The organism is Caballeronia sp. GAFFF1, assembly GCF_023630705.1.
Taxonomy (GTDB): domain Bacteria; phylum Pseudomonadota; class Gammaproteobacteria; order Burkholderiales; family Burkholderiaceae; genus Caballeronia.
On record NZ_JALQEM010000002.1, the window covers coordinates 70,622 to 94,173 of the forward strand.

The following is a 23,552-nucleotide window of genomic DNA, read 5'->3' on the forward strand; positions in this document are numbered from 1 at the left end:
ATCGCCGTCCGAGAGTGGGTCCCAGGCCCGATTCTAAGCGGACAGTGCGCCGGATATTCACATGAGGAAACTGTATTTCCGCTCGCACCAAGGCTGTGCGAACATGCGGCACGCCGGCCCGAGGCTCGCGCCGGAGCCGGCGTCAAGTTATCCCGCAGTCATTTGCTTTTGAAACAGGAAGACCATGCAGCGCAGAAATATGCTTAAAGCTTTGGCGGCCGTCGCGGCGTCGGCCGCGTTCGCCACGAGTCTCTCGGCACACGCCGACGACAAGGTCATCAAGGTCGGCACGATCAGCGGCCCGGACGCTCAAATCTGGCAAGTCGTGCAGAAGGTCGCCAAGCGCGAGGGCCTCAACGTGAAGGTGGTCGAGTTCAACGACTACATTCAGCCGAACGCCGCGCTCGATGCCGGCGATCTCGATGCGAACAGCTTCCAGCATCAGCCGTATCTGGACAGTCAGATCAAGCAGCGCGGCTACAAGATCGTGAGCGCCGGCCTCACCTACATCTCGCCGCTCGGCGTGTACTCGAAGAAGCTGAAGTCGCTGAAGGACTTGCCGCAAGGCGCGAGGGTCGCGGTGCCGAACGATCCGTCGAACGAGAATCGCGCGCTGTTGCTCCTGCAATCGCAAGGCGTCATCAAGCTGAAGGCGGGCGCGGGCGCAAACGGCAATAATGCGACGGCGCTCGACGTCGCGGAAAATCCGAAGAAGATCAAGCTCGTCGAACTCGACGCCGCGCAATTGCCGCGCACGCTCGCGGATGTCGACGCCGCCGCCATCAACACCAACTTCGCGCTGGCCGCGGGCCTGCAGCCGACGAAAGATGCGATCGCGCTAGAAGACGTGCATAGCCCGTACGCGAACCTGATCGCGGTGCGCGTGAAGGACAAGGATCAGCCGTGGGTGAAGAAGCTGGTCGCCGCATATCAGTCCGACGACGTGCGCCAGTTCCTGAAGAGCGAGTTCAAGGGCTCGGTCGTGCCTTCGTTCTGAGCGACGGCAAACTCATGTGCGAAACGGCGTCTTCTGAGACGCCGTTTTCATTTGCGAGCGCTAGTCTGCGTAGATGCGCCGCAACTCGCGCTCCCAGACAAGGCTTGCGTCCACGCCCTGTTGCGCCTTGAAACCGGTGCGCATGAAAAGCCCGCACAGATCTTCGCGCGCTTGATCGAGCCGGCACACGACGCTCTCGTAGCCCGCGCCCTGAGCGAAGTTCGTACACGCGGCGACGAGTTGTTCGCCGAGCCCCCGACGGCGCGCGCCCGGCTCCACGAACAACAACTCGATGCACGCCCGGCCGTCCGAAGCGGCGGTCAGCAACGCGGCGCCGACGCGCGCGTCGCCTTCCTGTTCCGCGACCCAGCACGCGATACGCGGCGTGTTCGTCTGCATGGCGCCGAGAAAGCGGGACACCACTTTTGCCGCGTGGGCCTCGTAGGCGAGACTCGCGCGGTCGGAAACGTCGAGGTGCGCGTGACGTTCGATCATCCACCCGAAGTCGCCGCAGCGGGGGCTGCGCAAGCGCGTGGCGGCGTTGTGCGATGCCGGCGACAAGAGTCGCTCGATGTCCGCCATCGCCAGCGACAACTGCTCGATCTCGCCCGGCGCGAGGCAATCCAGCAGCGACGCAGTTTCGGCGGACACGTGGAGATCGAGCTCGTCCACCTTGGCTTTCGCTTCGGGTGTCATGGTGAGGAGATGCGCGCGGCCGTCCGATTCGTTCTTTCGGCGCACGACCAGGCCGAGCTTCTGAAAATTGGTGATGAGGCGGCTGAGATAGCCCGTATCCAGCCCGAGGTTGCGCGACAGATCCGCGGCGGTGTGCGCGCGGTCGTGCGCAAGCTCGTGAAGAATGCGCACTTCCGTCAACGAAAAATGGCTCTTGTGCAGGCGTTCGTGAAAAGCGCCTGCGTGACGCGCGTAAAACCGGTTGAAGCGCCGCACGGCCTCGACAGCCCGACTCCGATCAAAACATCCCATTGTGCCTTTGCTCTCTCAAAAATATGTGGTTCTATTTGAATTAGTTGCGATTCCGAACTAATGGACGCATTGTGCCAAAGAAAGCACGCTCGTGCGAATACGAAAATGCCCGAATTTCCGGACCCATCCGGCGGTGAATGGCGACTGGTTCCATTCAGCCCGGTATGCGGGTAAGTCCCGATAGCGGTTGTGTTGCGAAATCACTGTCTAAACAAGTTGTAACTTATTGATTAAAGACGCGATTTGACTTCCGTCACGAGGCGTTTATTGCTCGTTGACTGGTATTATGTTGGTTATATAATGGGCTCCACTCAAGGCCGCGTGAGGCTCTTTCATGAGAGGAAGTTGGAAGAATCTCACTCCGGATGAACGCAGTGATACGCCGCTTTATCTTCAGCTTGCCGCGCGCCTGGCGTCCGCGATACACGCAGGAACGTGGTCGGCGGGAGAGGCGCTGCCTTCGGAGCGCACGTTGTCGGAGGGTGTCGGCGTATCGCGTATCACGGCGCGCAAGGCCATCGCTTTGCTCGTCGAGCAAGGGCTGATCAAGCGGGTGCGCGGCGCGGGCAATTTCATCACGCCGCGCGTGGAAGATCCGTTGTCCCGACTGACTGGCTTCACGCGCAAGATGGAGCAGCGCGGCTTTCTGCCGGATTCGGTGTGGCTCGGCCGCGGACTGAGGCCCGCGAATCGCGACGAGACGGTGCAACTGGGTTTGTCGCCCGGCGCGGTCGTCGCGAGTCTTAGGAGATTGCGGCGCGCGGACGGCATCGTGATGGCGGTGGAGCATTCCACGCTGCCCGCGTGGCTGGTGCCGGACCCGTTTCTCATCGGCGCGTCGCTATACCGGTATCTGGAGGCGCGCGGTCAGGCAGTGGTGCGCGCGTTGCAGCATTTTCGCGCGGTGAACGCGGGCGCCGAAGTTGCCCGGCTGATGGACGTGGCGCCCGGCGCTGCGCTGCTCGTCATCACGCGCATCGGTTATTCGGCGGAACGGCGGGCGATCGAACTAACGGATACGTATTGCCGCGACGACTACTACGACTTCGTCGCGGAGCTGCATCGATGAGCGCGGGTGCAGCACGGCCGGCGTCATCAGGCATCGAAAGAAGAGAGCAAGAAAGAGAACGAGAGGACCAAAAGAAGCCGTTCGCCGGCCGCGCGCCGAAGCATCCGCGCGGACCAGCGTGCTCGCAGCACGGCGCGAACCGCACCTGAACCTCCTACGCATTGCGTACTTCCAGAGAACTTCATGCTGAAAGGAAACATACTGACGAACGACGGCTGGATTCACGGCACCGTGCGTTTCGAGAACGGCCGCGTGACGGCGCTCGAAGGTCACATAGCCGATCCCACGTCGAACGACGCGCCGTACATCCTGCCGGGCTTCATCGACCTGCACGTGCACGGCGGCGGCGGCCGCGACATCATGGAAGGCGGCGACGCGGCCGATACCGTCGCGCGCCAGCATGCGCAGCACGGCACGACGAGCCTGCTCGCCACGACGATGACCGCGCCGCGCGACGAATTGTTGCAGGTCGTCGCTGGCCTCGGCGAACAAGCGAAGCGCCGCGCGCCGAGCGGCGCGCGCGTGCTCGGCGTGCATCTCGAAGGGCCGTACATCAATCCGGGCAAGCTCGGCGCGCAGCCGGACGCCGCCGCGGTCGCCGTGCGCGACGAAGTGCTCAAGTACCTGGACCTTGCGCCGATTCGCGTCGTGACTATCGCGCCGGAGATCTCGGGTCATCTCGACATCATCTCCGAGATGGCGGCGCGCGGCGTGCGCGTGCAGCTGGGCCATTCGCTCGGCACGTACGACGACGCCGTCAACGCGCTGAAGCACGGCGCGCGCGGCTTCACGCATCTCTTCAACGCGATGTCGCCGCTGCATCATCGCGATCCCGGCATGGTCGGCGCGGCGCTCGCGCATGCGGAGTACGCCGAACTGATTCCCGACCTGCTGCACGTTCACCCCGGCGCGATCCGCGCCGCCATGCGGGCCATTCCGCGACTCTACGTCGTGACCGACAGCACGTCGGCCGCCGGCATGCCCGACGGCGAATACCGCCTCGGCAGCCAGCACGTTACCAAGTGCATGGGCGGCGTGCGGCTCGCGGACGGCACGCTCGCAGGCAGCACGCTGACCATGGATCAGGCGCTGCGCAATCTCGTCTCGCTGGGCATTCCGCTCGCGGACGTTTCGAATCGCTTGTCGCGCTATCCCGCCGACTATCTCGGACTCGAAGACCGCGGCCGCATCGCGCGCGGCGCGTGGGCCGACATGGTCGTGCTCGACCGGGACTTCGCGCTGACCGCCACTTATGTCGAAGGAGAATCGATTGTCGAATATGCTCACTGAGGCGCTGGAGTCCGCGGACGTCGTCGCGGCCCAACTCGCCGATACCTCCCACATCGAGGCGCTTGCCGTGAAGCTCGCGGAACAGCCGCGTCACGTCGCGTTGACCGTCGCTCGCGGCAGCTCGGACCACGCCGCAAGTTACTTCGCCAGCCTGACGATGAGCCGCATCGGCGTGCCGGTCGCGTCGCTGCCCATGTCCGTCGCCACGTTGCAGCAAGCGCCGCTGCGCGTGTCCGGCCAGCTTGCCGTCGCGTTCTCGCAGTCGGGCAAGAGCCCGGATCTCGTCGGCACCATGCAGGCGTTGCGTGAAGCCGGCGCGTTCACCGTCGCGGCGGTCAACGTCGCCGGCTCGCCGCTGGAAAACGCCTGCGAATACTATCTGCCGCTGCTCGCCGGACCCGAGCTTTCGGTCGCCGCCACCAAGAGCTATATCGCAATGCTGTCGCTGTCGGCCATCGTGATCGCGCACGTTCAGCGCGACGCCGAACTGCTGAACGCGCTCAAGTCGCTGCCGGACGCGCTGCGCGCGGCGGGCAAGCTCGACTGGACGCGCGCGGTGGACGAACTGAAGGGCGTCGACCGCATGATCGTCGTCGGGCGCGGCCTCGGGCTCGCCATCGCGCAGGAAGCGGCGCTCAAGCTGAAGGAAACGTCCGGCATTCAGGCCGAAGCGTTTTCGAGCGCGGAAGTGCGTCATGGTCCGATGGAGATTATCGACCGCGACTATCCGCTGCTGGTGTTTGCGCCGCGCGGGCCGGAGCAGGCGGGTCTCATCCAGTTGGCCGCGGACATGCGCGCGCGCGGCGCGCGCGTGCTGCTCGCAGCACCTGACGACGTGCCCGGCGCGGAGTTGCCGCTCGTCGCGACCGACCACCCGGCGCTCGATCCGATCGCCGCGATCCTTTCGTTCTACGTGATGGCCGCGGGTCTTGCCGCCGCGCGCGGGCGCAACCCCGACGCGCCGCGCCACCTGAACAAGGTCACCGAAACCCATTGAGTGAGATAACGATGCGCCGTGCCGAGGAGTCCGTGTTGAACCATTCCACCGATAACGCGAGCGATATTGTTCTGCTCGCTCCGTTTACCGGTCCCGTCGTGCCGCTCGCCGACGTGCCCGACCCTGTGTTCGCACAGGGGATGTTCGGCGACGGCATCGGCATCGATCCGCTCGATAACGTGCTTCTCGCGCCGTGCGACGGCACGGTGACGCATCTCGCGCGCACGCATCACGCAGTCACGCTGCGCACGGCGGAGGGCGCGGAGATTCTCGTGCATATCGGCATCGACACGGTCGAACTGGGCGGCGAGGGCTTCGCGCCGATGGTCGAACAGGGCGCGACCGTGCGCGCGGGCCAGCCGCTCATCGAATTCAACACGGATTTCGTCGCGCAGCACGCGCCGAGTCTCGTCTCGGTGATCGCGGTCGCCAATAGCGACGCGTTCGAGGTCGCCCAGCGCGCCGGCCGTGGCGTGCTGAAGGCGGGCGCGCGCATGCTCGTGCTGCGCGCGAAGGACGGCGCGGCGGCGCACGTGGCGCGCTCGTCGTCCAACGTCATGACCGAAGCGCGGCGCACCGTCACGCTGGCCCACGCGGGCGGCTTGCACGCGCGGCCGGCGGCGCGGGCGCGCGAGGCGGCGCGCGGCCTGGACGCCAAGGTCGAAGTTCGTTTCGAAGGCCGCAAGGCGCCGGTCGAAAGCGTGGTCGGCCTGCTCGGGCTGGGCGCGGGCGAGGGCGCGACCATCGAACTCGTCGGCATCGGCGCGCAGGCGCAAGAAGCAGTGGATGCCGTCGCCACCGAACTGCTGCGCGCGGCGCAAGGCGAAGTCGAAGAGACGCCCGCGCGTGAGAAGTCTCCCGCGCCGGTCGCGGCGGTTCGCGCGCCCGCCGAGCCGCTGCCGCCGAACACGCTTGCAGGCGTGTGCGCGGCGCCGGGCATCGCGGTCGGCAAGCTGGTGCGCTGGGACGATCAGGAGATCGTGCCGCCGGAACAGGCGAGCGGTCCGTCGGCGGCGGAGAGCCGCGCGCTGGATAAAGCCATCGCGCAAGTCGATGCCGACCTCGAAGTCACCGTGCGCACTGCGTCGCAGCGCGGCGCGGTCGGCGAAGCGGGCATTTTCGCGGTGCATCGCGTGTTGCTGGAAGACCCGACGCTCGTCGATGCCGCCCGCGATCTGATCAGTCTCGGGAAGAGCGCGGGCTTCGCGTGGCGCGAGGCGATCCGCGCGCAAATCGCGCTGCTGAACAACGTGAACGACGCGCTGCTCGCGGAACGTGCCGCCGACCTGCGCGATATCGAAAAGCGCGTGCTGCGCGCGCTCGGTCTCACGAATACGGCGGCGCGCGCGCTGCCGGAGGAAGCCGTGCTCGCGGCCATCGAATTCACGCCGTCCGATCTGGCGTCGATCGACCGCACGCGCGTCACGGCGCTCGTGATGTCGCGCGGCGGCGCGACCTCGCACGCGGCTATCATCGCGCGGCAGATCGGCATTCCGGCGCTCGTCGCGATCGGCGATGCGCTGCACGGGATCTCCGAAGACGCGCAGGTGGTCGTGGACGCGTCGGCGGGCCGCCTCGAATATGCGCCGAGCGCGCTGGACGTCGAGCGGGCGCGTCACGAGCGCGAGCGTCTCGCGGGCGTGCGCGAGGCGAACCGCAAGATGTCGCAGCAAGCGGCCGCGACGCGCGATGGCCGTCATGTCGAAATCGCGGCGAACATCGCCACGCTCGACGACGCCAAGGCCGCGGTGGAAAACGGCGCGGACGCCGTGGGCCTCTTGCGCACCGAACTGCTGTTCATTCATCGCCAGGCTGCGCCGACGGTCGCGGAACACGCGTCGAGCTATCAGGAAATCGTCGAGGCGCTGGCGGGTCGCAGCGCGATCATCCGCACGCTGGATGTCGGCGCCGACAAGGAAGTGGACTATCTGACGCTGCCGCCCGAAGAGAATCCGGCGCTCGGCTTGCGCGGCATCCGGCTCGCGCAAGTGCGCCCCGATCTGCTCGACGACCAGTTGCGCGGCCTGCTCGCCGTCAAGCCGGCGGGCGCGGTCCGCATTCTCCTGCCGATGGTCACCGATGCCGGCGAATTGCAGCGCCTGCGCACGCGCATCGACGAACTGGCGCGCGAAGCCGGCCGCACCGATCCGGTGGAAGTGGGCGTGATGATCGAGGTGCCGTCGGCGGCAATGCTGGCCGACCAGCTCGCCAAGTACGCGGATTTCTTCTCGATCGGCACGAACGATCTCACGCAATACACGCTCGCGATGGACCGCTGCCAGCCCGATCTCGCGGCGCAGTCCGACGGTTTGCATCCGGCCGTGCTGCGGCTCATCAGGACGACGGTGCAGGGCGCGGAAAAGCACGGCAAGTGGGTCGGCGTGTGCGGCGCGCTCGGCGGCGATCCGCTCGCCGTGCCGCTGCTGGTGGGCCTCGGCGTGACGGAATTGTCGGTCGATCCGTCCGCGGTGCCCGGCATCAAGGCGCGCGTGCGCAATCTCGATTACCAGCTTTGCCGTCAGCGCGCGGAAGACGTGCTCGCGCTCGAATCGGCGCAGGCAGTAAGGGCGGCCAGCCGCGAAATCTGGCCGCAGGACTAAACGCTTGATGCTTCATTCCTAGCCACAACCCGAGCAGCAACGACAAGACCTATATTTTTTGGAGAACCCCCGATGGACGCTAACCCGTTTGCAAAGATGCAGCGCCTAGGCCGCGCCCTGATGCTGCCGATTGCCGTTTTACCGGTGGCCGGCCTGCTGTTGCGTCTAGGCCAGCCCGATGTCTTCAACATCAAGATGATCGCCGACGCGGGCGACGCCATCTTCTCGAATCTGCCGCTCCTGTTTGCAATTGGCGTGGCGGTGGGCTTCGCGAAGGACAACAACGGCACCGCGGGTCTCGCCGGCGCGATCGGTTATCTGATCGAAACGGCCGTGATGAAGGACATCAACGACAAGCTCAACATGGGCGTGCTGTCGGGGATCATCACGGGTATGGTCGCGGGGTACATGTACAACCGCTTCAAGGACATCAAGCTGCCCGAGTATCTGGCGTTCTTTGGCGGCAAGCGGTTCGTGCCGATCGTGACAGGCGTCGCGTGTCTGTTTCTCGGGATCGTGCTCGGTTACGTGTGGCAGCCGGTGCAATCCGGCATCGACACGGCCGGCAACTGGCTCACGACGGCCGGCGCGCTCGGCACCTTCGTGTTCGGCGTGCTGAACCGCATTCTGCTCGCGACGGGTCTGCATCACATCATCAACTCGCTCGCGTGGTTCGTGTTCGGGTCGTTCACGCCGCCGGGCGGCGGCGCGGTGGTGCACGGCGACCTGCATCGCTTCTTCGCAGGCGACCAAACGGCGGGCGGCTTCATGACCGGCTTCTTCCCGATCATGATGTTCGGCTTGCCGGCCGCGTGTCTCGCGATGTTCCATGAAGCACCGAAGGAGCGCCGCGCGGTCGTCGGCGGCCTGCTGTTCTCGATGGCGCTGACCGCGTTTCTCACGGGCGTGACCGAGCCGATCGAATACAGCTTCATGTTCCTCGCGCCGGTGCTCTACGGCATCCACGCGGTGCTGACGGGCCTGTCGCTCGCCATTTGCTCGGCGCTCGGCATTCACCTCGGCTTCACGTTCTCGGCGGGCGCGATCGACTACGTGCTGAACTACGGCCTGTCGCAGCGCGGCTGGCTGGCGATTCCTATCGGCCTCGTGTACGGCATCGTGTATTACGGCCTGTTCCGCTTCTTCATCCGCAAGTTCAACATGGCGACGCCGGGCCGCGAGCCGGCCACGACGGACGCGCAAACCGATGCCACGCCTGTCGGCGGCTATGTGCCGGGCGACGTCGCGCCGGCAGCGGCGAGCACGCGCGCAACGAAGTACATCGCGGCGCTGGGCGGCGCGTCGAACCTGACGCTCGTCGATGCCTGCACGACGCGCCTGCGCCTGTCGGTGGTGGATACGGAAGCGGTGTCGGAACCGCAATTGAAGACCATCGGCGCGCGTGGCGTGTTGAAGCGCGGCAAGACGAACGTGCAGGTCATCATCGGACCGGAAGCAGACCTGATCGCCGATGAAATTCGCGGCGAACTCGAGCACTCGTCGACGCGCGGCGCGACGCCGGCTTCGTCGGCTCCCGCGCAGCCTGCGGTTGCAACGGCAGGCGTGACCGATCAGACGGCGGGCCCGCTCGATCCGGACCCGCTGCGCTGGCTCGCAGTGTTCGGCGGCGCGACCAACGTCGTTTCGCTCGATGCGGTGGCGCAAACGCGCCTGCGCGTGGTCGTGCGCGATCCGTCGTCGGTGGATCGTCAGCGTCTGTCGCAACTGGATGTGGCGTGGGTGTCGGCGGACACGTTCCACATCGTCGTCGGCGCGGCAGCGCAGCGGTACGCCGCGCAGATGGCCACGCGACTCGCGGGCAACGGCGGCGGCGCGGCGCCGATGCCGGCCTGATGCGGTAAGCGGTTAGTCGTGGAAACGGCGCCTTCGGGCGCCGTTTTTGTTTTCAGACGCGCTGCGCGGGCAAAGAAAAACCCCGCTGTCTTTCGACAGCGGGGTTCGAACACGCTTGGCTGGTTCTGCCGCGGCGTTACGCGTAGTCGTGCAGCGCGGTGCGCATCTTCTTCATGGCGCTCGCCTCGATCTGGCGAATGCGCTCCGCCGACACGCCGAACTCGTCGGCCAGTTCATGGAGCGTCTTGCCGCCCGATCCGTCGTCCTGCACGTCGAGCCAGCGCGCCTTGATGATGCGGCGGCTGCGCTCGTCGAGCGATTCCAGCGCCGTCGAAAGACCGTCGCTTTGCAGCTTGTCGAACTGGCGCGCGGCGATCACGTTCGTCGGCTCGTTGTGCGAGTCCGCGAGATAGGCGATCGGCGCGAACGCTTCTTCGCCGTCTTCCACCTGGCCTTCGAGCGCGATGTCGCCGCCCGAAAGGCGCGTTTCCATCTCTGCGACTTCCTCGCGCTTAACGTTCAACTCGCTCGCCAGGCCTTCGATCTCGCCGGGCGTGAACGCCGCGTGGCCGGTCTTGTGGCTGCGCAGGTTAAAGAACAGCTTGCGCTGCGCCTTGGTCGTCGCGACTTTCACCATGCGCCAGTTGCGCAGGATGTACTCGTGGATCTCCGCCTTGATCCAGTGCATGGCGTACGACACGAGGCGCACGTTTTGCTCGGGGTCGAACCGCTTCACGGCCTTCATCAGACCGATGTTGCCTTCCTGAATCAGGTCTGCGTGCGGCAGGCCGTAGCCCAGATAGTTGCGGGCAATCGACACGACGAGACGCAGGTGCGACAGCACAAGCTGCCGCGCGGCGTTCAGGTTGCCGTGCTCGCGGAATTCGGTGGCGTACTGACGTTCCTCTGCCGGCGACAGCATCGGAATACGGTTCACTGCTTGTATGTAGGAATCGATGTTGCCGATCTGACCGGTCAGCATCGACGACTGTGCGTACGTCAGCGCGCCTGCCGAAGATGCCTTGGCAGGTGCCGAGCCTACAACATTCGGAAGGGTCATCGCATTGGTCACGCTCATAAGCTCCTTGTCAATTGCCTGCGGCCGCAACGGCGGCAGCAGGCCAGTCACGATATTAGCACTCCGTCCAACTGAGTGCTAAGTGTTAGAGGGAAACGACGTGTGGCAGTTCCCACAAAACTATCGATTTTGCGGGCTTGATAGGCGGTCCGGCCCTGGAGCGCGAGCCGAAATTACCGAAGGATGAGCGGTTAATCGAACGAATTACCGAAATAACGCCGTAAGGCAGCGGATTATTCAGCCGAAACGGCAACAATCGCTGGTTTGTGCAAATATATGTCTGCCTAAATACAATGCGCCGACAACCGCTCGGCGGGACAACCACACCCTCATATGGGGCGCTCATGCAGAAAAACCAACGTTTCTGGCGCAGTTTTTTGTCTCACGGCGCCATCGCGGTTTCGCTCGGTCTTGCATCGGCGGCAGCGCATGCCGACCGGTTTGGGCTTCAGATAGCGGGCGGCGTCGCCAACCATGACTTCAAGAAAGCCGACGTCGGCATTGTGTGGGACCCGAACCTGACGTGGTGGGAAATCGGCGGGTTCCACTTCACGCTGCTCGGCGAGGGACACGTCGCGTACTGGCACACGAAGGAAAGCAACGCCGTCAATCCGAACGTCTGGGAATTCGGCGTGACGCCGGTTCTGCGTTTCGTCAAAAGCTCGGGCTACATCCGGCCGTTCTTCGAGGCGGGCATCGGCGTCCGGCTGATCTCGCACGCCCGGATCACGGAAGACTACACGCTGTCCAGCGGCTTTCAGTTCGCCGATATGGTCGGCGTGGGCGCGATCTTCGGCGAGAAGCAGAACTATCAGGCCGGTTTTCGCTTCCAGCATCTCTCGAACGCGAGTATCAAAGAGCCGAATCCTGGTATAAATTTCAGCCAGCTATATCTGCAATACAACTTCTGACGGGGCGCCGGCGCATCGGTTCCCCGGCGCAAGGGGAACCGACAGATGCCGGCAAAAACCTTTGAGGCCATCCGCGGCCTGGAGCGCGACCGCTTTCGGGCGATGGTCGAGGGCGACGGCGCCGCGCTCGAAGCGTTGCTGGCCGAGAACGTCAGCTATGTCCACACCAACGGCAAGCGCGAGACGAAGCGTCAGTTCATCGACGCGATCACCGCCGGGCGCCGCCGCTATCGGCAGATCGAGATCCAGACTCAGGACGTAGTCTCCGCCGGGCCGGAGACGTGCCTCGTGTCGGGCCGCGCGCTGATCGAAATGGAATCGAAGAACGGCGCGCTGCTTTTTCCCATCGCCTATACGGCGATTCACGTGCAAACCGGCGGCCAGTGGCAACTGCTCGCGCTCCAGGCGACGCGCGTGGCGCTGGAATAGCGCGCCGCCGGCCGCGCCGTCAGGCTTCCACGGCCTCGTCCTCTCGCACCTTCCGCGCGATTCCCTTCGACCGATTCACCGCGCTCACGACCGCATCGACGACCGCGAGCGCCGCATTCGCGTGCACCGCGACGCCGAAGCGCATCGGTTCATCGGCGACGCGGCAGCCCACGAAGACCGCTGTCTCGCCGTTCGCCGTCACCGTCGATTCGAACCAGCTCACGCTCGCGCCGACGTTCAGGCTCGCTGCGACGGCCTGCGCATAGTGTTCCTCGCTCGCGGCGCCTGAAGCAGGCGGCATCGCGATGTGTCGCCCGAAGACGGAAACCGCCGCCGCATCCACGCGCGATACCGGCCCGCCCGCGTCGAAATACTCGCGCTTGAAGAGCGCGCAGATGGCGTCGCCGCTGATTTCCTCGCCCGATTCGTCCGCCACTGCCTGCACCGCGTGACTGAACTCGATCTGCACGCGGCGCGGCGGCGTGAAGCCCAGACCGCGTTCGAGCAGATAGGTCGCGCCGCCTTTACCCGACTGGCTGTTCACGCGAATCACGGCGTCGTAGCTGCGGCCGAGATCGGCGGGATCGATCGGCAAGTAGGGCACTTCCCACGGCGTGCCGGGCACGCGCTGCGCGAAGCCTTTGCGGATGGCGTCCTGATGCGACCCGGAAAACGCGGTGAAGACGAGATCGCCCGCGTACGGATGGCGCGGATGCACCGGAAGCTGATTGCAGCGTTCGACCACACGCCGCACCGCGTCGATGTCCGAGAAGTCGAGACCGGGATCGATGCCCTGCGTGTACAGATTGAGCGCGAGCGTGACGAGATCGACGTTGCCCGTGCGCTCGCCGTTGCCGAAGAGACAGCCTTCGACGCGATCCGCGCCCGCGAGCAGCGCAAGTTCCGCCGCTGCGACCGCCGTGCCGCGATCATTGTGCGGATGCACCGAGAGCACGATGCTGTCGCGAAAGCCCATGTTGCGGTCCATCCATTCGACCTGATCGGCGAACACGTTGGGCGTGGCGGATTCGACCGTCGCCGGCAGATTGACGATCATCTTGTGATCGGGCGTCGGACGCCAGATTTGCGCGACGGCATCGCACACTTCGCGCGCGAACGACAACTCCGTCATGCTGAACGTCTCGGGCGAGTACTGGTAGATCCAGTGTGTTTCCGGCCGCGCCGCGGCGCATTCGTTGATGATGCGCGTGCCCTCGACCGCCAGCGCCTTGACTTCTTCCTTCGACTGATTGAACACGATGCGCCGAAACGACGGCGCGATCGCGTTGTAAAGATGCACGATGACCTTGCTCGCGCCCTTCACCGCTTCGAACGTCCGCTCGATCAGTTCGCGGCGCGATTGCACGAGCACTTCGATGGTGACGTCGTCGGGGATGCGCTTCTCGTCGATCAGCTTGCGCACGAAGTCGAAATCGGTCTGCGACGCCGACGGGAATCCCACCTCGATCTCCTTGAAACCCGTTGCCACCAGCATCTCGAAGAATTCGAGCTTCGCTGCGATGCTCATCGGCTCGATCAGCGACTGGTTGCCGTCGCGCAGATCGGTGCTCATCCAGATGGGCGCTTTCTCGATCGTGCGATTCGGCCAGCGTCGGCCATGCAGACGGACTTGCGGGAACGGGCGGTATTTCTCGGCGGGGTTCGGCATCATGATCGTCGATCTCGTTCGGGAGCGTAGCGCCTGCGAGAGCGGCCGACGCCGGCGGCTGGCCGGCTGCGGCGCGATGCACATGAAGCACGCGAAGCAAAACCGCGCGCGCGATCCCATTGCGCACCGGCGACGGTGACGCCTGCGACCAACGTGAACGTGCGCGAAGCAGCGTGCATGTGACCCTCGCGTTTTCGATTCGCGGGATGCGCGAACGAAAAGCTGACGACTACTAGGTGGTAAGGAAGGAACTGCGGGAACGGCTGGCGGGAACGCGCGCCGCTACGTCTGGCGACTTACGCTAGACGTAGCGATAGGGGCCGCGCTAGGCGGCCCGAAATAATTCGGAGGGAGAAGAGTTGGGTGAAACGCATCGGCCTACTTTAAACCAGCGTTGAAGAAGGTGTCAAATGCGAATTTCTGCGCGGTCGGCGCCTATGCGGGCCGGCGCACGACATCCGCGATCAGCTCCACCTGACGCGCGATGGCGGGCGGCACCGGCACGTCGCCGCGCATCACGTCTTCGATCCAGCGCGCGGTGGTGGCGGCATCGAGCGATTCGGGCATCTCGACGGCGGGCGCGTCCGCCTGCGAGCGTTCGGGCGCAACGAGCGTCTCGGCGTGGCCGTCGTGAAACCAGTCGATCTGCACCTGGCGGCGCGTGTCCGCGACCGCCTCGCCTTCGGTGCCGCGCGCGAGCAGCGCGCCGCCTTGCGCAGCATCCGGATGCTCGGTGAAAAGCGCGGTGAGGCTGTCGCGATATTCGGGGTGCGTGTAGTTGACGAGCCGCAGGCCCGGCTCGGCGAACGGCTGCAGAATCTTGACGAGCGTATGGGTGGAATTGCGCACGCCCATCACGCGGCGAAGGTCGAGCAGCCGCGCGAGCTTCGGCGCGAGCGCCGTCACGGGCGCAAACGCGAGGCGGCGGGAGGCGAGGCTGTCCTCGATTTCGTCGGGCGACGCGGCGTGCGGGATTCCCACCTCGGCGAAGATCGCGGCGCTCGTCACGCGGCCGGGATCGTCCACGACGCCATGCACCAGCACCGGCACGCCTTCGCGCGCGAGCAGGAGCGCGAGCAGCGGCGTCAGGTTCGGCTGCTTGCGCGCGCCGTTGTAGCTCGGGATCGACACTGGCCGGGCGTGCTCGCGGCCTTCCTGCACGTGCAGCGGCTCGAAGGAACGATGCGCCGCCGCCAGCATCGCGGCGAGTTCGGCGGCCGTCTCGCCCTTCACGCGATACGCGAGCAGCACGGCGCCCAGTTCGACGTCGGAGACGCGGCCATCGAGCATGGCTTCGTAGAGCGAATAGGTGTCGTCGCGCGACAGCGCACGCGCGCCGTTCGGGCCGCGCCCGATTTCCTTGATATAGCGCGCGCAGGGGAAAGAAGGAGGTGAAGTGTCGGTCATCGGAAGCGTGCGCAAAGCGGGCGTTTCATTTCCGTGGTCCTGAGCGGCGCCGTCGCGAGTGGAAGATGCGGTATGACACTCAGTATCGCATTTAAGCGCCGCTTGCAAGTTCGGGGACAGGCATCCGCTGAGATTGCGCGGCGACCCGAAGGATGACCGCAGGCCGTCCGAAAGCTCGCGCGCCCGCGCCGGACAAGGCTCGCCACGATTCGCGCCGGCACGTTACACTCGCTTTTTGCGACTCCGGCTGCGAGCGTGGATGCGCCGGCTACCGAATAACATCAAACAGGAGAGCGGGATGACTTACGTGTTTCCCCCGGCGCCGGCGACCGCCGTTCCGGTCGCGGGTTCGAACGAGCAGTTTCCCGTGCGCCGCATCTACTGCGTAGGGCGCAACTACGAAGCGCACGCGCGGGAAATGGGCCACGATCCCGACCGCGAGCCGCCGTTCTTCTTCAGCAAGCCCGCGGACGCCGTGTTGTACGTCGCGCCGGGTTCGACCGGCGAGTTGCCGTACCCGTCGCAGACCAGGAACCTGCACTTCGAGATGGAACTCGTCGCGGCGATCGGCAAGCAGGGCAAGGACATTCCCGCCGACAAGGGCCTCGACTACGTGTACGGCTACGCGCTCGGGCTCGACATGACGCGTCGCGACCTGCAAGCCGAAGCGAAGAAGCTCGGCCGTCCGTGGGATACGGCGAAAGGCTTCGACCATTCCGCGCCGCTCGGCCCGATTCATCCGGTGTCGAAGGTCGGGCATCTGGAAAAGAGCGCGATCTGGCTCACGGTCAACGGTGAGGAAAAGCAGCGTTCGGACATCTCGCAGCTGATCTGGTCGGTCGGCGAGACGGTGGCCTATCTGTCGACGCTCTTCGAGCTTTTTCCCGGCGATCTCATCTTCACCGGCACGCCCGAAGGCGTCGGCGCGGTCGTGAAGGGCGATCTGCTGAAGGGCGGCGTGGACGGCATCGGCGACTTTTCCGTGCGCGTGGTCTGAGGCGGCGTGCGGACAATGAAGCTCTACAGCTATTTCCGAAGCTCGGCGGCGTATCGCGTGCGCATCGCGCTGAATCTGAAAGGTCTCGACTACGAGTACGAGGGCGTTCATCTGCTGCGCGATGGCGGCGTGCAACTGAAGCCCGAGTATCGCGCGCTGAATCCGGACGGCATCGTGCCGACGCTCGTCGTCGACGGCGACGTGCTCACGCAGTCGCTCGCCATCATCGAATATCTCGACGAGACGCATCCCGAGCCGCCGCTTTTGCCGCGTGGGGCGTCGGATCGCGCGTTCGTCCGGTCGGTGGCGCTGCAGGTTGCCTGCGAGATTCATCCGCTGGACAACCTGCGCGTGCTGAAGTACCTCAAGCATCAGGTCAAGGTGCCGGACGAGGCGAAGGACGCGTGGTACCGGCATTGGGTGGAAACGGGCTTCGAATCGCTCGAAAAGCGTCTCGCGGCCGATTCGCGCGTCGGCAAGCTGACGTTCGGCGACACGCCGACCATCGCCGATCTTTGCATCGTGCCGCAGGTGTTCAATGCGCGGCGCTTCGGTATCGACCTCGCGCCGTACCCGACCATCGAGCGCATTGCCGATTTCGCGAACCAGATCGACGGCTTCATGCGCGCCGCCCCCGCGCAGCAGCCGGACGCCGAATGACGGCGGCGGTATCTGCGGGAGCCCTGTCGAGTTACTTGTCGGGTGCGGGACTGGGAGCGAGCCTGATCGTGGCGATCGGCGCGCAGAATGCGTTCGTGCTGCGGCAGGGGCTCAAGCGCCGGCACGTGGGCATCGTCGTGTCGATCTGCGCGTTCATCGACGTCACGTTGATCGCGCTAGGCGTCGGCGGCATGGGCGCGCTGATCGCGCGGGCGCCGTTTCTGCTCGACGTGATTCGCTGGGCGGGCGCGGTCTTCCTGTTCCTCTACGGCTTGCGCGCGTTCGTCGCGGCGTGGCGCGGCCCCGGGCATCTCGACGCGTCGGACGGCGATTCGCAGACGGCGGTCGCGGCGGCGTCGACCGTGGTCGCGCTCTCGCTTTTGAATCCGCACGTTTATCTCGATACCGTCGTGCTGCTCGGCGGTATAGGCGCGCGGCATGCGTGGCCGGGCAACGCGTGGTTCGCGGCCGGCGCGATGTGTTCGTCGATCATCTGGTTTACGGCGCTCGGCTATGGTGCGCGTCTTTTGGAGCCGTGGTTTCAGAAGGACGTGTCGTGGCGCGTGCTCGATGTGATCGTCGGCTGCGTCATGTGGTGGATTGCTGCGGCGCTGGTGTTCTCGCGGTAAGGCGTAGCGTCTCGGAGGCAGCCGTCGATTGGCGGGTTTGAGGCGCTGCTTGCCGGTCGGTCGTCGTCAATCGCTGAAACGCAGGCGTACGGACCGGATATCTCTGAGCAGGGTCTGCGGTTGCGGATCAGACGTGAAGAGCGCCCGCAATGAGCGGACCTATTTCGACTCGGGAACCGCCACTTTGCTCCGTCGCCCGGAGTGGCCGTGCGCGGACGCATGTGTTGGCGATGATGGACAAAGACCGGCAAGCACTGTCGTTGCGTGTTGTCGAGCCAGCGTGCTCAAGTCCACCGGCTCAAAACCTAGCGGCGCGAGCACCTGGCGTGACAGGATCGCGGCGAACATCGGCCCCACCAGCGAAAAGACATGGGCCCGCGAATCGCCCTCGCGCACCTCGCCTTTTTTCTGCGAGCGCTCGACGAGCGCTTGCAGCGCTTCGAACATCGGCGCCACCACCTCTTCCACCCAGATTCGTCCAAGGTCTGGGAAGCGTTCGCTTTCCTTCAGAATCAGCGCGGCGATTCGCGGGCTCAGACTGTTGCCGATAGACGTCGCTACCCGCGAAAGGAACAGCGGCACGAATTCGACGAATGCCCCGTCGAACTGCCGGATGGTGTCACTCAGCTGCCGGACGTTGCTTGCGGTCACCTGCTGGACGACCGCGCGAAACAAGTGTTCCTTGGTCTCGAAGTACAAATAGACGGTTCCTTTCGCGACACCCGCGCGCCGCGCCACGTCATCGAGCCTCGTCGCCTCATAGCCGGCTTCAAGAAAGCACATAAGCGCCACATCGATGATTTCGCCTGGCCGCGCATCCTTGCGACGCCGGCGCTTGGCGGGTTCGGCTGCGGCAACGACTGCCGATCCAGCTTCTGTTTCGGGGCGTGCGATACGTTTCATTCTTCCTTCTGCATTCGATGGGCGTCGAGCGAGCGCAATTCGGGCTGGACGTCTGTGTTCACCCTCCGGCCACGCCGTCATCATAGCTGCGCCTGTTGGCCCGGTTGTTCTCTATCTCCAGCAGGCGCCTAGCATCCCGCCCGCGCTGGCCTAGTTCAGGGTGTGTTCCCTTAGCGCGCCGGTCGATGCGACACAGCCAACTTGGCTGGTTTAGCTTCCTCGAAGCGCCACTTGCAGTTTACTGACTTTAAAGTCATTATCCGACCATGACGACGACAGCCCCGTCGGAATGAGTGGCCGGTGAGCAGTCGGGGCTGATACCGGATAACTGTGCACGCCCCACTGCGCAAGTGAACGCCAGAACGCGCGAGGAAGAATTGACACGCAACCATGTACCGCCGGCAGCCGGAAAGCTGGCCAGTCCCATCCTCGCGCAGCTACTCCGGCAGGCGAGCGACGCTGGCGTGCGCCGCCATCGCTGCACGCGCAACGCGGCGCAACTTGTCGAGGCTCGGTCGCTGACGCGTACGGCGCGCGTCGCAGGATGCATGCTCGCTTTTGCCGCGCTCGCGGGCTGTTCGCGCGAGGATGCGCCTTCTTATCAGGGCTATGTCGAAGGGGAATTCGTCTATCTCAGTTCGTCGCAGGCGGGAACGCTGACGCAACTGCCGGTCAGGCGCGGCCAGACGGTGGATTCGGGCGCATCCCTGTTCGCGCTCGAATCGGGCAACGAAACCGCGGCCCTGAATCAGGCTAGGGAGCAACTCGCATCGGTGCGTGCCCAGTTGCACGACATCCAGACTGGCAAGCGCCCGGTAGAAATCGACGTGACGAAGGCGCAACTCGCACAAGCCGCCGCGAACGCGCGCAAGGCCGCGCTGCAACTCACGCGCGATGAAGCGCAATACCGTGCGGGCGGCATTTCGAAAGGGCAATTCGACGATTCGCGTGCGAACGCCGAAGCGAGCGCCGCTCAGGTCCGTGAGTTGTCCTATCAAATCGACGTTGCGCGGCTACCCGGACGCCACCAGCAGATCACCGCACAGTCGGCGCAAGTCGAGGCCGCGCAGGCCGCCGTCGCTCAGGCGCAGTGGAAGCTCGATCAGAAGCGGGTAGCGGCGCCTGCCCAGGGCCGTGTGTACGACACGCTGTTTCGCGTCGGGGAGTGGGTGCCGGCGGGCAGCCCGGTCGTGCAGATGCTGCCGCCGCAGAACGTCAAGGTACGATTCTTCGTGCCCGAAACGGTGGTCGGCGCCTTGCAGCCGGGCCGCGCGCTGACGATTCATTGCGACGGCTGCGCGGCCGACGTAGCGGCGCACATCACTTACGTCTCGAACGAGGCTGAATTTACTCCGCCGGTGATCTACAGCAACGAGCGCCGCTCGAAACTCGTCTATATGGTCGAAGCGCATCCCGCCGTCGGCGATGCCGACAGGCTTCGGCCCGGACAGCCCGTCGCGGTGACGCTGCGATGAACGAACCGGGCCAGCAGTACGCGATCGACGTCCACGGACTCAACAAGCATTTCGGCGACAAGCATGTGGTCAACGATGTCTCTTTGCAGGTCGCGCGCGGCGAGATCTTCGGATTCCTCGGGCCGAACGGGAGCGGCAAGACCACGTCGATCCGGCTGATGTGCGGATTGTTGACGCCGGACTCAGGCAGCGGCACGTGTCTCGGCTACGACATACTGACGCAGAGCGCCCTGATCAAGCGCAACGTCGGCTATATGACGCAGCGCTTCTCGTTCTGGGAAGACATGACCATCCGCGAGAACCTCGACTTCGTCGCGCGGGTGTATCGAATGAAAAACCGCCGCGAGAAAGTCGACGCAACCTTGGAAGCGCTCGGCCTGCAGAGCCGCTCCAACCAGCTGACCGGGGCGCTGTCGGGTGGCTGGAAGCAGCGCCTCGCGCTCGCCGCCTGCATGCTGCATGAGCCGCGTCTGCTGTTGCTCGACGAACCGACCGCCGGGGTCGATCCGACCGCACGGCGCGATTTCTGGGAGGAACTGCATCGTCTTGCCGCGCGTGGAATCTCGGTTCTCGTCAGCACGCACTACATGGACGAGGCGGAACGCTGCCACAAGCTCGCCTATATCGCGTACGGCAAGCTGCTCGCGCATGGGACGTCGAAGGACGTGATCGACTCGCAAAACCTCGCGACATGGTCGATTTCCGGCGAGCATCTCACGGAGCTGTCCGAACTGTTGCGCCAGACGGAGGGCGTCGATCAGACCGTCGTATTCGGCTCGGCACTGCATGCGAGCGGTCACGACCATGCCGCACTGGAAGCCGCGATCCGGCGGGCGACCGACGGCAAGCCGGTACGCATCGAGCAAATCGGTACGGGCCTCGAGGACGTCTTCATCTACATGATGAACCGCTCTGCCGACAACTATGGAATCAGACCGTGAACTTCGATGCTTTCTTCTCGCCCACGCGCTGGTGGAGCATTGTGCTGAAAGAGCTCTTGCAATTGCGACGGGACCGCATCACGTTCGCGATGATCGTCGGCTTGCCGGTCGTGCAACTCGCGCTCTTCGGCTTTGCGATCAACACCGACCCGAAGCACTTGCCCACCGCGGTGATTCTGCCCGACCAGAGCCCGTTCTCGCGCAGCTTCGTCGCGGCCATGGAGAACTCGGCGTACTTTCGGATCGTCGACACGCTGCGTACTGAGGAGGAGGGACGTCGCGCGCTCGCTGAAGGGCGCGTGCAATTCGTGCTGACAGTCCCCGCCGATTTCTCAAGGAGATTGCTGCGCGGCGAACGGCCCGCGTTGCTGGTCGAAGCGGATGCGACCGACCCGACGGCGACGGGCACGGCGCTCGGCGCGTTGCCGAGCCTCGTTCAGCCGGTCGTGGACAAGGACCTCACCGGGCCGCTCGCGCGCCTGAACGGAACACCCGCCGCTTTCAGCGTGCAGGTGCAGCGTCTCTACAATCCGGAAGGCATCACGCAGTACAACGTCGTGCCAGGGCTGATGGGCGTCATCCTGACCATGACGATGGTGATGATGACGGGCCTCGCCATCACGCGCGAACGCGAGCGCGGAACGATGGAAAACCTTCTCGCGACACCGGTGCTGCCGCTCGAGGTGATGACCGGCAAGATCGTGCCCTACGTGGCGATCGGGCTGGTGCAGGTGTCCATCATCCTCGCCGCGTGTCGTTACGTTTTCAACGTGCCCTTCGAAGGCAGTGTGCTGGCGATCTATCTGACGTCGCTGCTATTCATCGCCGCTAACCTGACCGTGGGCATCACGCTGTCGTCGCTCGCGCAGAACCAGTTGCAGGCCGTGCAGCTCACTTTCTTCTACTTCCTGCCGAGTCTGTTGTTATCCGGCTTCATGTTTCCCTTCGCGGGCATGCCACGCTGGGCGCAATGGATCGGCGACGTGCTGCCGCTCACATACTTCAACCGGCTCGTGCGCGGCATCCTGCTCAAGGGCAACGGATGGGCCGAACTGTGGCCGTCGGTCTGGCCTCTGATGGTGTTCACGGTGGTCGTGCTGGGCATCGCGTTGCGCTTTTACCGGCGCACGCTCGACTAGGAGGATCCGTCGATGAAGATCTTCGCAGGCGCCACCGTCCTCGCCGCGGCTTTCGCGGTTTGCGGCTGCGCGGCAGGCCCCGACTTCGAGTCGCCGGCCGCGCCCACCGCAAAGTCATATACGCGCGACGCCCAGCCCGTGACCGCCGAGGCAGAGGGAACGACGCAGACCTTCACCCACGCCGATACCGCGTTGCCCATGTGGTGGACGCAGTTCGGCTCCGACGCGCTGAACCGTCTCGTCGACACAGCGTGGCACAACAGCCCGACGCTGGCGCAACCGCGAGCCAGGTTGACGGAAGCGCGCGAGAACTATGTGGCGGAAGCCGGCGCTACGAGGTATCCCGAGATCGACGCCGGTTTGTCCGCCACGCGCCAGAAAGTCGACCTGAATTCGTTCGGTATTACGTCAGTACCGAGTCCAGGTCCTTTCACCGTCTACAACGCGTCGCTCAGCGTGTCTTATGCGCTCGATGTTTTCGGCGGCAACCGGCGCACGCTGGAAGGGCTGATGGCGCAGGTCGATTACGAAGCCTACGAGCTCGAAGCGGCCAAGCTCTCGCTCGCCGGCAACGTCGTTGCGTATGCGATCCGCCGGGCGTCGCTACAGAACGAGATTGACCTGACGGAAGGCCTCGCTGACACCCAGGCGCGCCAGTTGTCGATCATCGAACGACGATTCGCGGCCGGCGGCGTGTCGCTGCTCGACGTGAGCAGTCAGCGCACGCTGCTCGCGCAAACACGCGCGACACTGCCGCCACTGTCGACGCAACTTGCCCAAGCCGATCATCGACTGGCGATATTGCTCGGTACTGCGCCTTCCGATGCCGATTTTCACGACATCACGCTCGCCTCGTTACAGCTGCCGTCGGTTGTTCCGGTGACGCTGCCTTCAACCCTCGCGCAAGAACGCCCCGATATTCGCGCGTCCGAAGCGCTGCTGCACCAGGCGAGCGCGAATGTAGGCGTGGCAACGGCCAACCTGTATCCGCAGTTTGCGATTTCGGCGGGGATCGGCTCGCAGCGCACGCGAATAGCGGACGTGCTGAATGGAATGAACATCTGGAATATCGGCCTTAATTTGACGCAGCCGCTCTTTCATGGCGGCGAGCTGCGCGCGAAGAAGCGCGCCGCACAGGCACAGTATGAAGCGGCATTGGCCAGCTATAAGCAAACCGTGCTTCAGGCGCTGCAGCAAGTCGCCGATGCATTGCAGGCGCTGAATCACGACGCACAAACGCTGAGCCAACGCAGCGACGCGCAGCGCGAAGCCGAGGCAAGTCTTGCTATCGCGCAAGCGCAGTATGCGGCAGGCGGCGTCAGTCAGTTCGGCCTGCTCGATACGCAACGCTCGGCGCTGCAGACCACATTGGATCGAAGCCGTGCTCATGCCGACCGGTTGTCGGACACGGCGGCGCTGTTTCAGTCGCTTGGACGGGCATGGTGAATTTGCGCTAGGGGCGCAGAAGCCGCGTTTCTGGCCTTTCTATGCCCGAAGCAGACACGCACGCACGATCGTCG

General features: G+C 64.9%; 20 protein-coding genes and 1 pseudogene. 15 read left to right on the forward strand and 6 right to left on the reverse strand.

The window, feature by feature from the left end; translation table 11 throughout:
* The first annotated feature begins 184 nt into the window (after nucleotides 1-184).
* Nucleotides 185-997 (forward strand): MetQ/NlpA family ABC transporter substrate-binding protein, encoded by an 813-nt coding sequence (locus NCR37_RS01205; RefSeq protein ID WP_250471143.1) that lies wholly within the window; start codon nucleotides 185-187, stop codon nucleotides 995-997.
* Between the two features lie 60 nt (nucleotides 998-1,057).
* Here NCR37_RS01205 and NCR37_RS28480 read toward each other — a convergent pair whose 3' ends face one another.
* Together NCR37_RS28480 and NCR37_RS28485 are read right to left on the reverse strand one after the other, a co-directional pair.
* Nucleotides 1,058-1,648, reverse strand: a complete 591-nt coding sequence (locus NCR37_RS28480) for a GNAT family N-acetyltransferase (RefSeq protein ID WP_250471233.1) — start codon at nucleotides 1,646-1,648, stop codon at nucleotides 1,058-1,060.
* A gap of 117 nt (nucleotides 1,649-1,765) precedes the next feature.
* Nucleotides 1,766-1,984, reverse strand: a pseudogene (locus tag NCR37_RS28485) (winged helix DNA-binding protein); the annotation flags it as partial.
* A gap of 334 nt (nucleotides 1,985-2,318) precedes the next feature.
* On the opposite strand from NCR37_RS28485, the gene NCR37_RS01220 reads away from it, so the two are divergent.
* The 5 genes from NCR37_RS01220 to nagE all read left to right on the forward strand — a co-directional run bounded on the left by NCR37_RS01220 (nucleotide 2,319) and on the right by nagE (nucleotide 9,794).
* A complete protein-coding gene (locus NCR37_RS01220) occupies nucleotides 2,319-3,053 on the forward strand; it encodes a GntR family transcriptional regulator (protein ID WP_250471144.1) in 735 nt (244 codons plus the stop codon).
* Between the two features lie 183 nt (nucleotides 3,054-3,236).
* Nucleotides 3,237-4,343, forward strand: coding sequence for an N-acetylglucosamine-6-phosphate deacetylase (nagA, locus tag NCR37_RS01225; protein ID WP_250471145.1), 1,107 nt, complete (start codon nucleotides 3,237-3,239; stop codon nucleotides 4,341-4,343).
* On the forward strand, nucleotides 4,333-5,340 hold the full coding sequence (locus NCR37_RS01230) for an SIS domain-containing protein (RefSeq protein ID WP_250471234.1): 1,008 nt from the start codon (nucleotides 4,333-4,335) through the stop codon (nucleotides 5,338-5,340). The genes nagA and NCR37_RS01230 overlap by 11 nt, the downstream gene beginning before the upstream one ends.
* A gap of 11 nt (nucleotides 5,341-5,351) precedes the next feature.
* A complete protein-coding gene (ptsP, locus tag NCR37_RS01235; protein WP_250471235.1) occupies nucleotides 5,352-7,940 on the forward strand; it encodes a phosphoenolpyruvate--protein phosphotransferase in 2,589 nt (862 codons plus the stop codon).
* Between the two features lie 72 nt (nucleotides 7,941-8,012).
* The gene (gene nagE / locus NCR37_RS01240; RefSeq protein ID WP_250471146.1) at nucleotides 8,013-9,794 is read left to right on the forward strand and encodes an N-acetylglucosamine-specific PTS transporter subunit IIBC; all 1,782 of its coding nucleotides are present in this window, start codon (nucleotides 8,013-8,015) and stop codon (nucleotides 9,792-9,794) included.
* Between the two features lie 136 nt (nucleotides 9,795-9,930).
* On the opposite strand, the gene rpoH is transcribed toward nagE, so the two are convergent.
* Nucleotides 9,931-10,866 carry an RNA polymerase sigma factor RpoH gene (gene rpoH, locus NCR37_RS01245; protein ID WP_206468175.1) on the reverse strand — a complete coding sequence of 312 codons (936 nt, stop codon included), beginning with the start codon at nucleotides 10,864-10,866 and terminating at the stop codon, nucleotides 9,931-9,933.
* A gap of 350 nt (nucleotides 10,867-11,216) precedes the next feature.
* Here rpoH and NCR37_RS01250 point away from each other — a divergent pair, with 350 nt between their 5' ends.
* Together NCR37_RS01250 and NCR37_RS01255 are read left to right on the forward strand one after the other, a co-directional pair.
* The gene (locus tag NCR37_RS01250; RefSeq protein WP_250471147.1) at nucleotides 11,217-11,783 is read left to right on the forward strand and encodes an acyloxyacyl hydrolase; all 567 of its coding nucleotides are present in this window, start codon (nucleotides 11,217-11,219) and stop codon (nucleotides 11,781-11,783) included.
* Between the two features lie 45 nt (nucleotides 11,784-11,828).
* Nucleotides 11,829-12,212: a nuclear transport factor 2 family protein gene (locus tag NCR37_RS01255; protein ID WP_250471148.1), complete on the forward strand. Its 384-nt coding sequence runs from the start codon at nucleotides 11,829-11,831 to the stop codon at nucleotides 12,210-12,212.
* Nucleotides 12,213-12,231: 19 nt separating this feature from the next.
* On the opposite strand, the gene leuA is transcribed toward NCR37_RS01255, so the two are convergent.
* Both leuA and ybiB read right to left on the reverse strand, forming a co-directional pair.
* Nucleotides 12,232-13,884, reverse strand: a complete 1,653-nt coding sequence (gene leuA / locus NCR37_RS01260) for a 2-isopropylmalate synthase (protein WP_250471149.1) — start codon at nucleotides 13,882-13,884, stop codon at nucleotides 12,232-12,234.
* A 432-nt stretch (nucleotides 13,885-14,316) separates the two neighbouring features.
* Complete coding sequence (gene ybiB / locus NCR37_RS01265; protein ID WP_250471150.1) at nucleotides 14,317-15,288, reverse strand: DNA-binding protein YbiB; 972 nt, start codon at nucleotides 15,286-15,288, stop codon at nucleotides 14,317-14,319.
* A gap of 298 nt (nucleotides 15,289-15,586) precedes the next feature.
* On the opposite strand from ybiB, the gene NCR37_RS01270 reads away from it, so the two are divergent.
* From NCR37_RS01270 to NCR37_RS01280, 3 genes are read left to right on the forward strand one after another with little or no spacing between them, the layout of a single operon-like run.
* Nucleotides 15,587-16,285 carry a fumarylacetoacetate hydrolase family protein gene (locus NCR37_RS01270; protein ID WP_250471151.1) on the forward strand — a complete coding sequence of 233 codons (699 nt, stop codon included), beginning with the start codon at nucleotides 15,587-15,589 and terminating at the stop codon, nucleotides 16,283-16,285.
* A 15-nt stretch (nucleotides 16,286-16,300) separates the two neighbouring features.
* Entirely contained in the window at nucleotides 16,301-16,945 is a 645-nt protein-coding gene (gene maiA / locus NCR37_RS01275) for a maleylacetoacetate isomerase (protein ID WP_175939292.1), read from the forward strand.
* The gene (locus NCR37_RS01280) at nucleotides 16,942-17,574 is read left to right on the forward strand and encodes a LysE/ArgO family amino acid transporter (protein WP_250471152.1); all 633 of its coding nucleotides are present in this window, start codon (nucleotides 16,942-16,944) and stop codon (nucleotides 17,572-17,574) included. Before maiA ends, NCR37_RS01280 begins: the two co-directional genes overlap by 4 nt.
* Nucleotides 17,575-17,733: 159 nt before the next feature.
* Here NCR37_RS01280 and NCR37_RS01285 read toward each other — a convergent pair whose 3' ends face one another.
* Nucleotides 17,734-18,477: a TetR/AcrR family transcriptional regulator gene (locus tag NCR37_RS01285; protein WP_250471153.1), complete on the reverse strand. Its 744-nt coding sequence runs from the start codon at nucleotides 18,475-18,477 to the stop codon at nucleotides 17,734-17,736.
* Between the two features lie 548 nt (nucleotides 18,478-19,025).
* Here NCR37_RS01285 and NCR37_RS01290 point away from each other — a divergent pair.
* From NCR37_RS01290 to NCR37_RS01305, 4 genes are read left to right on the forward strand one after another with little or no spacing between them, the layout of a single operon-like run.
* Nucleotides 19,026-19,952: an HlyD family secretion protein gene (locus NCR37_RS01290; RefSeq protein WP_250471236.1), complete on the forward strand. Its 927-nt coding sequence runs from the start codon at nucleotides 19,026-19,028 to the stop codon at nucleotides 19,950-19,952.
* Entirely contained in the window at nucleotides 19,949-20,893 is a 945-nt protein-coding gene (locus NCR37_RS01295; protein ID WP_250471154.1) for an ABC transporter ATP-binding protein, read from the forward strand. Before NCR37_RS01290 ends, NCR37_RS01295 begins: the two co-directional genes overlap by 4 nt.
* Nucleotides 20,890-22,032 carry an ABC transporter permease gene (locus tag NCR37_RS01300; protein ID WP_250471155.1) on the forward strand — a complete coding sequence of 381 codons (1,143 nt, stop codon included), beginning with the start codon at nucleotides 20,890-20,892 and terminating at the stop codon, nucleotides 22,030-22,032. The genes NCR37_RS01295 and NCR37_RS01300 overlap by 4 nt, the downstream gene beginning before the upstream one ends.
* Nucleotides 22,033-22,044: 12 nt before the next feature.
* The gene (locus NCR37_RS01305) at nucleotides 22,045-23,478 is read left to right on the forward strand and encodes an efflux transporter outer membrane subunit (RefSeq protein WP_250471156.1); all 1,434 of its coding nucleotides are present in this window, start codon (nucleotides 22,045-22,047) and stop codon (nucleotides 23,476-23,478) included.
* Nucleotides 23,479-23,552: the final 74 nt, after the last annotated feature.

Excerpts from the sequence above, each read along its gene's own strand:
- NCR37_RS01285 (WP_250471153.1), bottom strand. The coding sequence starts at position 18,477 with ATGAAACGTATCGCACGCCCCGAAACAGAAGCTGGATCGGCAGTCGTT.
- NCR37_RS01255 (WP_250471148.1), top strand. The coding sequence starts at position 11,829 with ATGCCGGCAAAAACCTTTGAGGCCATCCGCGGCCTGGAGCGCGACCGC.
- NCR37_RS01230 (WP_250471234.1), top strand. The coding sequence starts at position 4,333 with ATGCTCACTGAGGCGCTGGAGTCCGCGGACGTCGTCGCGGCCCAACTC.
- NCR37_RS01250 (WP_250471147.1), top strand. The coding sequence starts at position 11,217 with ATGCAGAAAAACCAACGTTTCTGGCGCAGTTTTTTGTCTCACGGCGCC.
- NCR37_RS01270 (WP_250471151.1), top strand. The coding sequence starts at position 15,587 with ATGACTTACGTGTTTCCCCCGGCGCCGGCGACCGCCGTTCCGGTCGCG.
- NCR37_RS01205 (WP_250471143.1), top strand. The coding sequence starts at position 185 with ATGCAGCGCAGAAATATGCTTAAAGCTTTGGCGGCCGTCGCGGCGTCG.
- NCR37_RS01220 (WP_250471144.1), top strand. The coding sequence starts at position 2,319 with ATGAGAGGAAGTTGGAAGAATCTCACTCCGGATGAACGCAGTGATACG.
- NCR37_RS01280 (WP_250471152.1), top strand. The coding sequence starts at position 16,942 with ATGACGGCGGCGGTATCTGCGGGAGCCCTGTCGAGTTACTTGTCGGGT.
- nagE (WP_250471146.1), top strand. The coding sequence starts at position 8,013 with ATGGACGCTAACCCGTTTGCAAAGATGCAGCGCCTAGGCCGCGCCCTG.
- NCR37_RS01305 (WP_250471156.1), top strand. The coding sequence starts at position 22,045 with ATGAAGATCTTCGCAGGCGCCACCGTCCTCGCCGCGGCTTTCGCGGTT.
- nagA (WP_250471145.1), top strand. The coding sequence starts at position 3,237 with ATGCTGAAAGGAAACATACTGACGAACGACGGCTGGATTCACGGCACC.
- NCR37_RS01295 (WP_250471154.1), top strand. The coding sequence starts at position 19,949 with ATGAACGAACCGGGCCAGCAGTACGCGATCGACGTCCACGGACTCAAC.
- maiA (WP_175939292.1), top strand. The coding sequence starts at position 16,301 with ATGAAGCTCTACAGCTATTTCCGAAGCTCGGCGGCGTATCGCGTGCGC.
- ybiB (WP_250471150.1), bottom strand. The coding sequence starts at position 15,288 with ATGACCGACACTTCACCTCCTTCTTTCCCCTGCGCGCGCTATATCAAG.
- leuA (WP_250471149.1), bottom strand. The coding sequence starts at position 13,884 with ATGATGCCGAACCCCGCCGAGAAATACCGCCCGTTCCCGCAAGTCCGT.
- NCR37_RS01290 (WP_250471236.1), top strand. The coding sequence starts at position 19,026 with ATGCTCGCTTTTGCCGCGCTCGCGGGCTGTTCGCGCGAGGATGCGCCT.
- ptsP (WP_250471235.1), top strand. The coding sequence starts at position 5,352 with ATGCGCCGTGCCGAGGAGTCCGTGTTGAACCATTCCACCGATAACGCG.